This window comes from Microcoleus sp. B4-D4 (assembly GCF_036705185.1).
Classification (GTDB): domain Bacteria; phylum Cyanobacteriota; class Cyanobacteriia; order Cyanobacteriales; family Microcoleaceae; genus Microcoleus.
Map to the genome: position 1 here is coordinate 48,623 of NZ_JAUBTX010000011.1, position 16,155 is coordinate 64,777.

General features: G+C 41.9%; 8 protein-coding genes. 4 read left to right on the forward strand and 4 right to left on the reverse strand.

Annotation, left to right across the window (positions count from 1 at the left end):
- Positions 1 to 216 precede the first annotated feature (216 nt).
- The 3 genes from QUB13_RS11690 to QUB13_RS11700 form a co-directional block, all read right to left on the reverse strand.
- The gene (locus tag QUB13_RS11690) at positions 217 to 1,392 is read right to left on the reverse strand and encodes an AI-2E family transporter (RefSeq protein ID WP_333380795.1); all 1,176 of its coding nucleotides are present in this window, start codon (positions 1,390 to 1,392) and stop codon (positions 217 to 219) included.
- A 180-nt stretch (positions 1,393 to 1,572) separates the two neighbouring features.
- Positions 1,573 to 2,190 (reverse strand): Uma2 family endonuclease, encoded by a 618-nt coding sequence (locus tag QUB13_RS11695; RefSeq protein ID WP_333380797.1) that lies wholly within the window; start codon positions 2,188 to 2,190, stop codon positions 1,573 to 1,575.
- A 108-nt stretch (positions 2,191 to 2,298) separates the two neighbouring features.
- Complete coding sequence (locus QUB13_RS11700) at positions 2,299 to 2,487, reverse strand: hypothetical protein (protein ID WP_194068331.1); 189 nt, start codon at positions 2,485 to 2,487, stop codon at positions 2,299 to 2,301.
- Positions 2,488 to 2,614: 127 nt separating this feature from the next.
- On the opposite strand from QUB13_RS11700, the gene QUB13_RS11705 reads away from it, so the two are divergent.
- The 4 genes from QUB13_RS11705 to QUB13_RS11720 all read left to right on the forward strand — a co-directional run bounded on the left by QUB13_RS11705 (position 2,615) and on the right by QUB13_RS11720 (position 8,354).
- Complete coding sequence (locus QUB13_RS11705; RefSeq protein WP_333380799.1) at positions 2,615 to 3,934, forward strand: class I SAM-dependent methyltransferase; 1,320 nt, start codon at positions 2,615 to 2,617, stop codon at positions 3,932 to 3,934.
- A gap of 114 nt (positions 3,935 to 4,048) precedes the next feature.
- On the forward strand, positions 4,049 to 4,579 hold the full coding sequence (locus QUB13_RS11710) for a type IV pilin-like G/H family protein (protein WP_333380801.1): 531 nt from the start codon (positions 4,049 to 4,051) through the stop codon (positions 4,577 to 4,579).
- A 107-nt stretch (positions 4,580 to 4,686) separates the two neighbouring features.
- Positions 4,687 to 6,927, forward strand: a complete 2,241-nt coding sequence (locus QUB13_RS11715; RefSeq protein WP_333380803.1) for an O-linked N-acetylglucosamine transferase, SPINDLY family protein — start codon at positions 4,687 to 4,689, stop codon at positions 6,925 to 6,927.
- Positions 6,928 to 6,962: 35 nt separating this feature from the next.
- A complete protein-coding gene (locus QUB13_RS11720) occupies positions 6,963 to 8,354 on the forward strand; it encodes an FkbM family methyltransferase (protein WP_333380805.1) in 1,392 nt (463 codons plus the stop codon).
- Here the strand turns inward: QUB13_RS11720 and QUB13_RS11725 are convergent.
- Positions 8,338 to 16,056, reverse strand: a complete 7,719-nt coding sequence (locus QUB13_RS11725; RefSeq protein WP_333380807.1) for an FkbM family methyltransferase — start codon at positions 16,054 to 16,056, stop codon at positions 8,338 to 8,340. The genes QUB13_RS11720 and QUB13_RS11725 overlap by 17 nt on opposite strands.
- Positions 16,057 to 16,155: the final 99 nt, after the last annotated feature.

Here is a 16,155-nt window from a genome sequence, read left to right on the forward strand (position 1 = left end):
GAAAAAAGCATTTTTTATTGTGCGAGTCTTGCACCGCGAACTCGCGGGGACAGCACTATTAAATGCAAAACCCAGATGCTCTCAGTCAAGAAAAACTGAAGTCCGAACAATCAAACCTTAATTATTGATGGCGATCGAGTTGCTAAGTTTGTAGTCAGGAATTCAGTTCTCACTCTGAGAATCAAGAATGATTGAAGTCCTCACTACCAACCTGAATTATCGATTAACAGTATCGTCATTTTCTGCTTGGTCTGCGATGTCTGTTTTTTGTTCTGGAAGGCTTTCTTGCCTGTGATGTTTTACTCCTAGAGACTCATATTCTTCGTGAATAGCCGAATCGATTGCTGCTAAGGTTTGAGGATTCGCGTTCCATTGGTTGAGGATGTCTTTAATTAATACTTCCCTAATCCAAACTTGAGCTACAACGGTGAGGGGGAGGGCAAGTAATAGTCCTAAAAATCCAAAAAAGGTGGCGAAAAATACTTGAGAAATTAATGTTACTGCTGGCAGCAATGATACTTGCTGTGCCATGACATAGGGAGTGAGTAGGTTGCTTTCAAACTGTTGAATTAGAAAGTAAAGAATTAAAACTAAACCAGATTGTAAGGGAGAGTCTAAAAGTGCGATCGTCATTGGCGGAATGACGCTGATCGTGGGGCCGATATTGGGAATTAAGTTAAGAAATCCTGCTACTACAGCGTGAGCTAGCGGTAGGGGAACTTGTAAAATTGACAAACCAATTAAGCTCAACAAAGCAATCACGCTCATACTAATGAGAGCGCCGATAACCCATCGACCTAGAGCTATTTCGCATTCATCTAAAATACCATCGATTCGCCGGCGGTAAAAAGAGGGAAATAGTTGTATAAATGCTTTGCGGTAAGAGAGGGGATCTGCTAAGGTCATCAAGGTCAAAACTAAGACTAGCAAAAAGCTGAGGATAACCCCTAATGTGTTGCCAACAAAAGCTCCTGCACCGCCAACGAGTTGGTTGAACAAGGGTTGCAGTTGTCGCATAATATCGTTAACATCGAGATTGGGCAGCAGCCGCTGATCGATTTGTCCCGAGAAGCGAGCTTCGATTTGATCTACCCAATCGTTGAGTTTGGCGATTGCTTCAGGTGCTTTTTGGGTCAATTGTTGGAATTGTAGGGCAAAGGGCGGTACAATTATCAGGAACAAGCTTACCAAAACCAGGACTAAAAAGCTAATTGATAAAAGTACGGCGATCGACCTTTTGAGTCGGAATTTTTGCAAGTAGCGTGCTAGTCTGTTTAAGGATGTGGCTAAGACGATAGCGGCAAACAGCAGCAGCAGGGCTTGCCTGATTTGCCAGAGGATGTAACAAGATGCGATGAGGGCTAATAAGCCCATCCATTGTCCTAGCTTCATTAGATTTTAGATATTAGATATTAGATTTTAGATTGAGGAATAGAGTATGGGGAATTACTGCTTGCTAATTGCTCTGCAGCCCAGAAGCGATGAATCGCCTTTATATCAAGATACAGCAGATGCGCGCGATCGCATCTTGAATCGGATACCCCTACTCGGACATTAGCATAAGCAGCCACCTCAATTCCCTTTTGCGAACACCTGCTGCGCTGTCAGCTTCAATTCTGGGAAAGTTGGGGACTCAATACACTCGCCCCCTCGGAACAGTTTGACTTGGTATTCCCCGTCAATTAGTTGGTAAACCGAAAAAGTAGGTTGTTTGGGGTTGCCGATGAACCGTCTGCCACCCAATCCTAGATAGTCTATAATCCAATATTCCTGAATACCCATTGATTCGTATGCCTCAAGCTTTAGGGCATAATCATCCTCCCAGTTAGTGCTAGTTACCTCTACGATTAGGGACACTGATGAACCCATCGTGATAATTGATGATTTCTCCCATCGCGGCTCGTTTCCAATGGTTTGCTCGTTGAGTACAATGATATCTGGCTCATACCCCGATTCCTCGGGCATCGGTTTGATGACGCATTCTTTAGGGATGAAGTAGGGCAAATTGAGACGCTCAATCTCTATTCCGACTTTCAGTGCGGTAAAACCGGCAACTTTAGAATGTTTGCCTGTTGCTTTTGGCGTCTCAACAATCTCTCCATTGTGCAATTCGTAGTGGTGTTCTGAATTTTCAGGATACCAGTCAATGAATTCATTGAATGTTACTAATTCTGTTATGCTTTGAATCATGGTGAGTGCCTTTAGTTTGGTTGCGATAGGTGTACGGGGAATTAAGATTTTGGCAAAAACATAATCTTTAGACCTAGTGTAGATCGATCGCACTTTTTGATTGTGTCTCTACTGCTGCTGTTGGCGCGATCGCCAGCCGAGGATGGCAGCTAAGATGATACTGGGGGTAAAGACGGCGATGAGGGCGTTGAGGTCGGTAGAGGGGATGGATAAGCTGGGCCCTGCGTATTTGATGGCCAGGGAAAGGGCGGCGGAGAGGGTGAATACTTTGAGGATGGGGCTAATGTTGCTGTTCATGGAGGTGGTGGTTGGTTGTATAATGAGGGATTGAGATTATTATGGCAAGTATGTGTTGCGGCTTGGCGGGCGATCGGCTATTTTCTGAGATACTAAGGTAATTTGCCAGCGTTGAGCGTAATTGAAAATGGATCACCAAAATTTAGAGTTAATAGAAAACATTCGCCAGCAATTTGACAATACTCCTTATCCCAGAATCCCGCTGGAACAATCTCCAAAAGACAACAGTGAATTGCTCTACCTTCATAATCTGGTAACTGCTTACTACTTCAGAAATAGAAAAGTCATCAATACAGAAGGTAAAGTTATCCTCGATGCGGGATGTGGCACCGGTTATAAATCCTTGGTTTTAGCTATAGCAAATCCCGGAGCGAAAATAATAGGCCTCGATTTATCAGAAGAATCTGTGAAACTAGCCGAGCAACGTTTGCAATATCATGAAGTTGCGAATGCAGAGTTTTATGCTTTGAAGATAGAAGAATTACCAAGTTTAGGGTTAGAGTTTGACTATATCAATGCTGACGAAGTTCTGTATCTCTTGCCCGATGCTATTGCTGGATTGCAGGCGATGAAGTCTGTTCTGGCTCCCGATGGCATCATCCGCACCAACCTGCACAGTGCAAATGGTAGAGCCGGAGTATTTCGCGCTCAAGCTGTTTTCAAAGCAATGGGATTAATGGATGGAAGTCCGGGAGAATTGGAGATAGAAATAGTCCGGGAGACTATGGAAGCATTAGAAGATGGAGTAGGGCTTAAGGCATTTACCTGGACTTCAGATCGCGCGCAGAATGAGTCATGGATTATGGCTAACTATTTATTGGTGGGTGATAAAGGTTCTACCATTCCTGAAGTGTTTGCCATGTTGAGAGGTGCCGATCTAGAGTTTATCAATATGGTGGCTTGGCGCAGGTGGGATTTGATGGATTTGTTCAAAAATGCAGATGATTTGCCTGCGTTTTTGGCGATGAGTCTGCCAGAAGCTTCTCTGGAAGAGCGGCTGCATTTATTTGACTTGCTGCATCCCCTGCACCGTTTGTTTGATTTCTGGTGCGGCAATCCCGATCGGGATCAGGATTTTGTGCCCGTGGCGGAATGGACGGAAGCTCAATGGCGGGAAGCACGGGTACACCTGCACCCGCAACTGAGGACTTCCCAGATTAGGGAAGACTTGACTAATTGCATTGACAGCCAGACACCGTTTGAGATTAGCCGTTATATTATTGTACCAACTCTAGCGCCGGTGGCGATCGAGAGTACAATGGCTGCTTGCTTGCTACCTCTGTGGGATGGGCCGCAGTCTGTGGTGTCCCTAGTAGAGCAGTGGCTCCAGATCCGCTCCCAAAGAGGTGTTAACCTAGAGCCTGTTAGCGAGCAGACGGCTTTTGAGGAAGTCAAGGAAATGTTGAGTAGGTTGGAAGCCTTTCTGTATGTGCTTTTGGAGCCTTAAAGCCAGGAGTTGAGAAAAAAAATAGTTGGGGGTGATATTAAAGCGCCGATAACTGGGTAAGTTACATATAAGAGTTAGAAATCGAGCATCCCACCCCTCACGGAGAAAAGACTTATGAAGACTGAATTTAAAGCCAAGTTCCTGCAACACATCAACAAAAAAAGACAGGATCAAGGTTTCACCCTGATTGAACTGCTGGTTGTTATCATCATTATCGGTATTTTGTCCGCTATTGCTTTGCCCTCGTTCCTCAGCCAAGCTAACAAAGCCAAGCAGACAGAAGCTAAGCAGTACGTCAGTTCAATCAACAAGGGTATGCAAGCTTATTACGCAGAAAATACCAAGTTTACAACAGATGTAAGTTTGTTGGGTCTTGGTCTCAAAACACAGACCACTAACTATGGATACAGCATTGGCGCTACAAGTGCGGAGGGAGTAACTTCAGTAGCAGCTCCTAATGCGGCTGCCGCTGCTTCGCTGAAGGGATATGCAGGAGCTGTAGCAGTGACTGCGCCTGATGCTTCAGGGGCTTCAGGCACACAGACAATCCTTTGTGAAACGACGGGTCCTGGAGCTCCTACAGCAGCTATTGCTCTTCTGGGCACCGGCACTGTTTGTAACGGTATGACGCTGGTAACTAAGTAACAGTTCAGCACACAAGCAATGCTTGTGGAAAAAAACCGAAGAGCGGGTTAGCCCTATGTGCTGCCCGCTTTAGTGTATATAGAAAACTCCTTTTATTGGCTGAGTTTATGAGTTATGACAATTTCTTGGCGCTGGCGACCGATTGGCAGGAGAAAGCCGAGCAACTCTTGCTTAAAGAAAATTACGCTCAGGCAGCTATGCTCTACGAACAGGCAATTGCAGAGCAACCAAACCAGAAGTCTTATTACTGGCACTTAGGATTGATATTGCTGTTGCAAGAACAAGAAACAGAAGCTCAAACAACTTGGCTACTGGCAATGGCTGAGGGCGATACTGAAGAAATTGAATTATGGACAGCAGAACTGTTAGAAGTCCTGGAAGCTGAGGCTGAACGACAACGGTTGGATTTGACAAATTATGAAGTAGCTTGGGCGATTCGGCAGCATATCCGAGAAATCAATCCTGGGGATATTAATAACCTGTTGCATTCAGTGGGACTTTCGATCCTGCGGAAAAATTACAGAGGTGAAGAACCAGACACTTTGGGATCGATTATCAAGCTTTTGAAGTCAGAGCCTCTTATAGCAGTGGACTCAGACCTGCTGCTGCCAGTATGGAAGAGCGTTTTAGATGTTGCTCCATTCCACCCTTCGTCATTTGAGTTTACAGAAGCTTGTTTTAAATATGTTAAAGAACCTCTACCTGTTATTGAAAATTTACTTTACTTTGCTTATGACATTGCATATTCAGGAAAGCAATTTCACCTAGCGACTCGTTATGTGGAACTCGCCTTGCAGTTAGAAGCTAAACACCAAGAAACTTTGCGTGCCCTGGCTGGTTTTTACCAAGATATAGGGAATTTTTCTAAGGGGATAGAAATTGCTAAAATTTGCTCCTCAGTGATGGAACGGTTGGTAGATAAAATTTTTGCTAATCACGTGCTGTTGCGCGGGCTAATGATCGCTGGTGGTCATTGGGAAGATGCTTGGTCAGCCTTTGAAGCACACAAATTAATGATGGGGGCGCTCATTGAGGAATATCCGACTAATCTGGATTCAACTGCTGCGGTTCGCCTGATGAGTTCATTATTTTTCTTTCCTTACTTTGAAGATCGGCCTCAAGAAGCCGGGAAAATTCGCATCCAAATTGGTAATCTTTTTCAAGAAAATGTTGAAAATTATGCCAAGCCAATAGTAGAGAAGTGTCGCCATCGGTCGTTGCCCCTGCTTCAGGGAGGCCATCAAAAAAGACGTTATAAAGTTGGTTATTTATCTTATTGCTTGCGTAGCCATTCTGTGGGATGGCTGGCGCGGTGGCTGTTTGAACATCACGACCGCGATCGCTTTGAAATATGTGCTTATCTAATTGGCTCAAAACTGACAAATGATCCCGTTCAGCAATGGTATATTAGCAAATCAGATAGAGCTTATAAATTAGGTGTCTCTGGTATTGAAGCTGCTGAAAAGATTTACGAAGATGAAATAGATATATTGATAGATCTCGATAGCATTACGATGAATACTAACTGTGAGGTAATGGCAATTAAGCCGGCTCCCATACAAGTTAGTTGGCTGGGGTGGGATGCTTCTGGCGTACCCAATGTTGATTACTATATTGCAGATAATTACGTTTTACCGGAATCAGCACAGGATTACTATGCGGAAAAAATATGGCGATTGCCTGAAACTTATGTAGCAGTAGATGGTTTTGAAGTGGGAGTGCCAACGGTTCGACGGGATTCGCTGGATATTCCTAGCGATGCCGTCATATACTACTGTAGTCAGATGGGATACAAGTACAATCCCAACACAGCTCGGCTGCAAATGCAAATTATTAAAGCAGTCCCGAATAGCTACTTTGTCACTAAATGGTTTGCTGAGCAAGAATCGCTAAAAAACTTTTTTATTCAGACTGCGGAATCAGAGGGGGTGAGTGCGGAGCGCTTGCGATTTTTGCCTCACGCTCCTTCAGAGGCAGTTCACCGAGCGAATTTAGGGATTGCTGATGTTGTACTCGATACTTATCCCTACAATGGAGCGACTACTACTCTAGAAACTCTCTGGATGTGCATTCCTATGGTGACACGGGTGGGCGAGCAGTTTTCAGCTCGCAACAGTTACGGGATGATGATGAATGCAGGCATAACTGAGGGGATTTCATGGACAGATGAAGAATATGTAGAGTGGGGGATTTGTTTAGGAAAAGATCCAGTTTTGCGGCAGCAAATATCTTGGAAATTGCGGGAGTCACGACAAACTGCTCCGCTGTGGAATGGTAAGCAATTTACGCGAGAGATGGAAAAAGCTTACGAGCAGATGTGGCAAAATTACGTTGAAGCTGGCAATTAAATTATCCACTAAGCATAGCAGAAGAAAAAATTACTATGACGAATAACCCAATTCCTAGAACTTCAATGTTTGGGTCATTATGGAATGCAAAGCAGTTGGGCTTTGAACCGGAAACAGTTATTGACGTAGGTGCTGGATTAGGCACATTTGAAATTTATGAAGCTTTTCCAAAAGCAAGATATCTCCTGATCGAACCCATAGCAGAGAACGAACCATATCTCAAAAAAATTTGTCAATATCTTGAAAGAGCCGACTATATAATTGCTGCTGCTTCCAAAAAAGCAGGGCTTGTGCCTCTTCAAGTGAATTTGAGCAACTTGATCCACTCTTACATCTCAGAGGAGGGTGAAGCCAGCTCAGAAACTTTTGAGCTAAGGACAATCCCGGCCGTTACTTTGGATGAAGTTTGTAAGATTCGCCAGTTAGAAGGGCCATATTTAATCAAAGTTGATGTAGATGGTAGAGAACTAGATGTCCTAGCAGGTGCAAGTCAAATTCTTCAAAATACAGAGTTTGTAATTGTAGAAGTTGCTTTATATGTATTAAGTAGATTTGATAAGATGTACACTGTGATCGAGTTTATGAAAGAGCAAGGTTTTGTAGCCTACGATATTGTCGATCCTGGGTATCGACTTTCCGACTTAGCTTTATCTCAAGTTGATATGGTTTTTGTCAAAGAATCAGGTCAGTTTACAAAAGAATCCCGTTATGCCGCAGGAAAGGAGCAAGAAGAAATACTGCGGGCGCATTTGAAAGCGTATCGAGAAAAATTAATGGCACGTGTCGAAATTTTGATGCCATTTAAAACTTTACAAAAAACTGGATTGACTCAAGCAGAAATTATCCAGGAACAAGCCTATCAAAATTTAATTCAAGGAGATTACATTGGAGCTGCAAATCTATACGAACAGGCTATAAAAGCTGAACCAGATAATAGGTTTAACTATGGGTACTTGGGGTTGGCATTGCTATTAGATGGACAAGAAATAGAAGCTCAGGCGACATGGCTGATGGGCATGAGGGGAGGAGATAGCGAACAAGTCGAACTCTGGACAAAGGATTTAATCCAAGTCCTGCAAACAGAAGCGGAGCGACGGGGACAATTAGGTGACTATTTAATGACTTGGACAATCCGCCAGCATCTACGGGAAATCAATCCCACAGATATTAATAACCTGTTGCATTTGATTAACCTCTCTATTCTGATTGGGAACTATACAGAAGTCGATCTCGATTCTTTGGGCGTAATCAAGCTTCTGAAGTCGGATCGATCGTCGGAGGTAGATTCTGGCTTTTTGCTGCTAGTTATGAAAAATGTTTTAGATTACAATCTTTTGCACCCATTTTCTAGAGAATTATATGAGCAAGTGGGGGTAAGGCTTTTTGGAAATAGCCCACAGCAGGATACATTTAAGAAGGAGAACTGATTTCTTTACTGGAGTTTCTGATAATTAAGCTGTCTAGTTGACGAGTGGGAATGTGTTGGGCCTGTACTCTAGCGATCGCATCTCTATTCTCATTTTGCAATATAATTCTCCCATGCAGACAAGAGATGAGAACTTCCCACTGAATATCGCTTAACTCTCCAACGAGTGAAATTTCTGGCCCGTCGGAAACGTCTAAATCTTCTTCCATCAAAAGATTCATTGCCACGCTTGATATAGCGAGATTAGCATCTTCTTCAGAAATGTTACTGCTGTCTAGTAAAAGAGTCATCTTGCTTTTGTCTGGATGAGTGACGATCGCCCCGATAACACTCGCTAAATCCTGAGATATTAATTCTTCCGATTGACTCCAATCGGGGAAAATAATCAGGTTAATATCTTTTAATTGCAGGTAGTTGCCTAGAGCATCTATATGATATTTTCGGATTAGTTCGTGGAATAAGACTCCCATTTGAGCAGAGTAAGCACGACTGTCCAGAAATTGTGGTTTGCTAAGCATTTTTTGCTGGATATGTTCACTTTTTTGCTGGCGTAATTCTCTGTCTGTACCCAGTGCGATCGCCATCTGGATATATGACTCTTCACTGCTGACAACTAAATCAGGCATTTCAAGTTCTTGTACAAGTGCTGCTCCCATCGAAGAACGGAAGCAAGTTCCCTGTCTAGCTACTACAGGTAAACCAACTTCCAAAGGGTCAATCACAGATGTTGTTCCTGAAAATGGATATGAATCCAGATATATATCCGCTAGCTTTAAGTATTCCTTGATATCATCTCGGTTTGGTATAGGATCTGGGTCTAAAATCAGTAACCTATCTAGCTCTACACCCTGTTGAGAAAAAGTTTTATTGAGATTTGTTTTAAATACTTCCTTCTGATAAGAGCTTGACCAATTTGGGCCAAATGGGTAGAGAACTAAGACTGCATTGGGGACGGCAGCTATTATTTTTACCCAAGTATTACTCAACTCAGGAGTAATTTTATACAAGTTAGCACCGGAGATAAAAACTACTGCTGATTCAGCTATCCCAAGGATTTCCCGAGTTACTTTTATAGTAGCAGTATTTTGTTCAGATCCATAACTAAAGCAGTGAGCAGAACCCTCAAGTTTTAACAACTTCTCCCGATAGTGTTGTTCTGCATTGTCAAACCAATCGGTCAACTTACCAGATATATAGTAATCCATATGACGTATACCTGTTGTGACAACTGAGGAAACGCTGGTAACTTGAACTCTGGCTAGTCGGTGCATTGAAAGTAAGCAAATTTGGTTGGTTCTGGCAGTAATATTTGTAGCAACAAATAAAATATCCAGGTCGTCACTGCGAATTAAATTAACCTGATCCCTTAAATCATTCGGTAGGAGCTTAAATAAATTAGCGCAGCTTTGACAATATTTCTCTAGTCGATGCCCCGTGTTATTAAGAGAGTATAAGATAACTTCAAAATCTCTACTGAGATACTCATAAACTGGTAGAGATGCAAATGTTTCTGCTGCTGGCGTAAAATGTGACGCAAGGATACCTATTCGTTTTTTTCTGTACTTTTCAGATGAATCGAAAAACATATAATCAATCTCATGCCCGTTTATTTTCAGTACATACTCTAATATCTCCGCTCGCTTTACATAAATATTTTTCAAATTGGCTTCACTAAAATAAACAGGAATGAAGTTAGCTAATCCTAAAAAACTCCTAGCTACATTTTGCCAAAACAAGGAATCTTGATTGGCAAAAATAGAGAAGTGTATATAATCCACCCATCCTTGCATATAGTGATAGTAGCTATCGGCTTCTCCCAATTCATGAAAGGAGGGGAAATAATTCAGTAGAAATTTTAAATAGTCGTTTATAAACCACTGGGGGACAGGAGAAAGGTTATGTGATAAAGGCAAATTCTCAGGACTACAGTACAGCATCGCTGCTAACAGGTAATTAATAGCTTTTGGCTCATTGTGTCCTTTGCGAATCTGTGCTGATATAGACTCAATAAAAGTTTTTTCTTCCTGTGTTAATGTTTGATTTTTTACACTACAGTCAATAAGCGATCCATGTATTTTACCTAAATATCCTAGATAACTTTCTTCAATTGTATCTGAGGCGCAATTTATCCATCGTTCAGCAATCTGTTTTCGATATTGACTTATATTTTGGATTACATCGGGTTCATTTAATTTTGTTCTATGCTGCTCTAAATAATTCTCAACTTCTAATAAAAATGGATCGATATATGCTGGTTTTTCTTCCAGTTCACGTCTAAGTTCTACCTCCTCATTTTGATTCTTGACTACAATTAATTCAGCTTTAACATGAATAACTTTTTGCGTCGATTCTTCATGTTCTAAGCTGACAGCTTTAAATGCCCCTTTAAATCCATATTTTCTACAAAGATTTATATAATTAGGAAAATCGATACAATAGTACAGAAAAGAATTAATATTCCAAAAGCTGACATGAGTAGGGTCTTGAAAAGCCCCTCTACCGTCAGTAGAAGGAACTAGAAGATCAACTTTTGCACCATCTTTACAAATTCTCCATATTTCATTCATTGTATGAATTCTATCTACCAAGTGTTCTATAGTGTCGTAGGCTCTAAGTTCATCGACACTGTTATCTGGAAAGGGAAACCGCTGATTAAGATCGGCAACAATGTCTACTCCTAAACCAGGACATACATCTACTCCCACAAAATTATCAGGTTTGCGATCGCCACATCCTATATCTACACGCAACATCTCACCCTTGTGCAAATCCTGTTGATTACCTCTGTTTACATTTGTATCTACTACAATCATATTATCTAAGCATTCATCAGGCTGGATAATGGAAAATTTTGGGGAAACATAGTCTCGTTTCATTAATTTTTTGGGGGATGTTTCTTTTATTTTTTGTAGACTTTGTTTTTCCTGAAATACTTTGAGCAAAACTGAGCTAACCGTCTTTGCCATTTTTGACCAGGAAAACTTTTTCGCTTGCTCAATTCCGGCAGCTATCAAAGCTTCGCGCACTTCCGGGTTTTGAATATTAATAAGTGCGATCGTCATCTCCTCAACATCATCATCCTGAACATATAAAGCTGCCTCTCCCGCCACTTCTGGTATAGAAGCATTGGGACAAGTAATAACTGGACACCCACAGGCCATTGCCTCTAAAATCGGCAAGCCAAAGCCTTCATACTGGGACGGATAAACCAGCGCAACAGCACCAGAAAAAGCGGCTTTTAACTCTTCATCGCTGAGGGGAAGCTTATGCACTGTACTCCCTGAAGTGTAAGGTTCAAATTCATCCTTTGTTAAAGCGCTGTGAAATGTGCAGACAATATCAAATTCTGGTTGATTGGGTAGTTGTGCGAAAGCTTGCAAGAATAATGGTGCATTTTTATGACCGCCTGCCGCACCCACCATCATAAAGTATGGCTTTGAAAGATTGTATTTAATCTTAAAATGCTCTATCTCTTCTGGGCTAGCTGGCGATAAATTTTTGGAAACTCCGCAATGAGCGACTGTTACTAACTCTGGGGCAATATCGGGAAAAAACTTTAATAAGTCTGATGCTGTATTGTGAGAAATAGTAATGTAGGCAGATGCGTGGCGGATGCCGTAATGTTTCTCGCGCCACATGGGTTCATCGAGATTTGTCTCAAAGACTTCAGGAGTCATGTCATAGGCGATAAAGACAGAAGGTGTTGATAGTGGCGTTGTGTAGTAAGTTGAGATAAATAAGTCAGCTTCTAGTTCCTCACAAACTTGCTGGAGCATTTCGCGATCGCTATCAGTCTTCTCATAGTCGTAAGCAGGAACCGGGCAATAAGTAATGCCAGGAATTTTTGGTGCAGTTCCCGCGCGATCGAGCACAATAATATGTTTGGCAAAATCCTGTGTCACCCACTCTTCTAAGAGCGATCGCCAAACGCGAGCAATTCCCGTATTGTAAAGCTGGAAAAACACGCCGTCCACAATAATCCTGGGAGGCTGTTGGGCAAGCGCAGTTTGCCTGTGCACCTTTTCTGGCTGCACGAAATGCCACTCATTACTATCCTTTTCTCGTCGCGCGATCGGTGCTATTCCCAGTGCCTCTGTGGTATTAACCAGCGTCCCGTCTGACACCCAGGAAAAATAATTGCCTAGGCGCACGGGAAAACTTGTTGCAGCTTGCAGGGACATCCATTCTGGCAGTGCATTTTTGTAACCGTAATACCGTTCCTTAAAGCGCAGTTGGTCAGGTGTCACATAAGCAAAGTGTTGAAATACCAAGCCGTGTTTTTCGGTTTCTTCGTGAAGGAAAGGATTGAGAGTAGCAATATCCCTAACTTCACCGTCTGCCAAAGGCTCAACTAAGCTGGGGGGTGAATGTCTTTTCCACCTCGCTCCCGGTTTATACCTCCAAGTCCGCAACCATTCCTGCTGGGGGTGCTGAGAATAACAGTTGCGCGTGCTGACAGCCAGGTTTTCTCCGACAAAAAACCAGCACCAGTAGTAAGCTGCGGTTTTTTCTGGATAATCTGTAAACATCTGCCGGACAGTACAAATCTGCTCAACCGTCCACAGTTCATCTACATCTACTTGCCACAGCAAACACTCCTGATTAATCCTTTCCAAGGGTGCATTGACCATTTCTACTTTTCCATCCCAGAAAACTCCCGTTGGTTTCCGATAAATTGTTACATTCTCTGGATAGAGCTGCGCCAGTTCATCTAAGTATTCTGTTGTCCCGTCCTTGCTGCGGCCGCTGTCGTGAAGCTCATCGGTAATCTGCCCGCCGAATTTTACCATCCAAGCACTATCGTGTTTTTGCTCAGCTACACCCTCAACAATATGCCAGTGCCACTTGAATGGCAGTTGTTTAAATACTTCTATGTGGTAGCGGATAAAAGGCTGACCGTTGAGGACTATTGTCAAAAAGTTAATTGGCATATAATTACGCAAAATTGGTTCGCTATTCCACGGATCGAAAGGAATGACTTTTTGGGCAGACAAGTGCGGACGAAAGAAAAATTTGCCTTTTTCGTTGAGCATACAAGCTGCAAAGGAAAATGAGCTATTGGAAATTGCTACAATATCGCACTGGCTCAATAAATAAAAATCGGGATAAAATTCTGCTTCCGGTAACTCCAAACCTAAATCTTTCGTCGTGATGGGATTATACCCCTCAAAATCACTTAAAACTTTTTCCGGTTCATCGCTGGCAATAAATAGTATTGGTTCGTCAAGGGTTTCCCACAAACCTTTTAGCCACTGTTTGTACCATTCGCTCGGTGCTATAAAAAAATCTTCGTAGCCGTAGTCTCCGCGCCGCAAATGCAAACCGACGATGGTTTTGCCGCGCGATCGCAGACGAGCGATCGCTTCCTTCATTTTAGTTTCTATGTCCCGTACAGGTTTGAACAGGGAGCGGAAATACTCTTGGTGCAGTTTGTAATACTTTGTGTGATATTGAAAGTAACCCCAAAAGTTTACATTTTTAAATATTTCTTTCGCATTAGGAATGCGAGCTGCTGACAATTTATTGGTGGGTTCAGTAACTACCGGTAACTCTTGAGAAATGGGCGAATCATTGCACCCAAAGAGATATTGACCGCTCCAAGCTGGTGTCTCTACTTTCAAGTTATGTTCTTTAGCATAGATTTTCAAGAAAGCATACTGAAATATTTGATTGGCAAACCGTCCGTTTCTACCCAGCGTGGACATTGTAATTACCGGCTTTTTCACATAAAACGCATCGCCCCAAGATGGATGGAACGGTGTTGTAGTTGCTACGCGATCGAAACCGCATATCTCCAGAAACTCATCGATTTCGTCAATTAAAGCACAGCCTTCATAGAGTTCTTCATAATTAACTTCCGTATTAATTGCTTCTATGTGTTTGAGAACATTGGTTGCTCCTTGGAAAGCCAAAAGCTCTGCACCCTGAATATCAATGTTTAAAATATTAAAATCGGCGGGATTAACTTGAAGTTCTTCTAAAAGCGTATCCAGATTTCTCGACTCCACAACTACACGCTCAACTTCCTTGATTTGCGGATAAATCTTTTGATGCTCCTTCAATGGCAATATCGAACTGCTTTGATCCAGAGAAGTTACATATAATGTGCTTGTGCCGTTGATATTGCTAATTGCACAATTCACGGCTAACACGTTAAAAAAACCCGCTATGTTCGTTTTTAAACGTTCAAATACAACAGGGTTAGCTTCAATTAACAGTATCCTTTGTACTCCCATTGCTTGGTATCTTGCAATTTCCTTGCCTTCGTGGGCTCCAATGTGAATAACGCCACGCGGCACAACAGAATGTTTTACGCAAAGCTGCTGCAAATCGAGCATATTTGGTGCTTCACTAAAAATCAAAGCTGTGAATCTCTCGTTCACCGCTAAAAAGTTGCTATATTCGTAATTCTCATATTCTGGTAAAAACTGGAGTAAGGGTTGTAGGGCATTGGGCAGTATTTTAAAGATTGTGTAACGAAATTTTTGTAAATGCTCGAATACTTGTTTTAATGTGATGTTAGCATCGACAAATGTTCCGCCATACTCAAACTGAATATAATCTACTTTGCCTTTTTGCAAGAGGCTAGTTGCTCCGCGAAGAACTTCTAGTTCGCCGCCTTCTGTATCAATTTTTAAGAAATTAATTCGCTTTATGCCCCTTGTTTGGACATAATCATCAAGGGTAGCTGTTAAAATTTCAAAGGGCTTAGGCGACTGAATATTATATTGTTTTTCGATTTCAAATCGGCGGTGAAATGTACTCCATCCAGAAAATTTATCGTAGTAATAAAATTCCCTAATTTCCTGCTGGTGTGCTATTGCCAAGTTGTTTAACACAAGTTGACCGCTTTTAATCGGTTCAGCCAGGTTTTGTAGAAGTGTTTGATATATTGGCGGTGCTGGCTCAAACAAATGGATTTGAACGTCGGGGCATATGTTTAATACTTGATTTGTCCAGCTACCTATGTTGGCACCAATATCGAAAACCACATTACCGGAACCAATAAAATTTTCGATTATTTTTAATTCATAGTTGTTGATAGACTCTGCGTTATTAATATTATTAGTAGACACCCCAGTGCTTTGATGATTTTCTTCCTGTTTGCCGCTGCCTGTATTGCCTAAAGTTGTGAGCAAATCTTGGCAATACTGAACAATTAGTTCTTTTGCCCGCGCCGGAACAGCAATAATAACATCATCAATAATTACAATATGCCTGCTGTTTTTTCCTGAATTCAACAAATTTAATACTGCGCTAATATCCGGCCAATGTTGAGGTGAATGGGGCGGCGGTGGAGGAGATAAAAACAATCGGGCATCATCAATAAAAATAAAGTGTTCGCAGTCGGAGCGGTTGATTATTGCGATTTCTGCGAGTAAGGGACACTCATCGATTTCTCCATAGGTTTGCCCTCCGCTCCAATGAGCGTCAAGCCAGAATAAACTTAGACTTTCAAGTTGTGATACTGTATTGTCAATAAGATTTCTGCTATCACCGTACAAAAATTCTATGTTTGTGATATGACCGTATTTTTCAGTAACTTTTTGATAAAGGTCTTGAGAATACTCTATTGTAAAAACTTGTTCAAATACTTGGCTAGCCCAGTATGCTGTATGGCCTTGATAAGTTCCTGTTTCAATAAAATTATTAATCCCGTAAGCTTCTTTGAGTTGGGAGATGATTTCTATTGGTGGCCCCATGCGTACTATGCCCATATTCAATCCTTTTGTGAAACTAATTCGGGTATTTTAATTAGAAAGCTGCATTTAATTTAAGGATTTTCAATCTATCTTACTAAC

Bases quoted from the DNA above. Each gene is read 5' to 3' on its own strand.
- QUB13_RS11715 (WP_333380803.1), top strand. From the start codon at position 4,687: ATGAGTTATGACAATTTCTTGGCGCTGGCGACCGATTGGCAGGAGAAA.
- QUB13_RS11705 (WP_333380799.1), top strand. From the start codon at position 2,615: ATGGATCACCAAAATTTAGAGTTAATAGAAAACATTCGCCAGCAATTT.
- QUB13_RS11690 (WP_333380795.1), bottom strand. From the start codon at position 1,392: ATGAAGCTAGGACAATGGATGGGCTTATTAGCCCTCATCGCATCTTGT.
- QUB13_RS11695 (WP_333380797.1), bottom strand. From the start codon at position 2,190: ATGATTCAAAGCATAACAGAATTAGTAACATTCAATGAATTCATTGAC.
- QUB13_RS11700 (WP_194068331.1), bottom strand. From the start codon at position 2,487: ATGAACAGCAACATTAGCCCCATCCTCAAAGTATTCACCCTCTCCGCC.
- QUB13_RS11720 (WP_333380805.1), top strand. From the start codon at position 6,963: ATGACGAATAACCCAATTCCTAGAACTTCAATGTTTGGGTCATTATGG.
- QUB13_RS11710 (WP_333380801.1), top strand. From the start codon at position 4,049: ATGAAGACTGAATTTAAAGCCAAGTTCCTGCAACACATCAACAAAAAA.
- QUB13_RS11725 (WP_333380807.1), bottom strand. From the start codon at position 16,056: ATGGGGCCACCAATAGAAATCATCTCCCAACTCAAAGAAGCTTACGGG.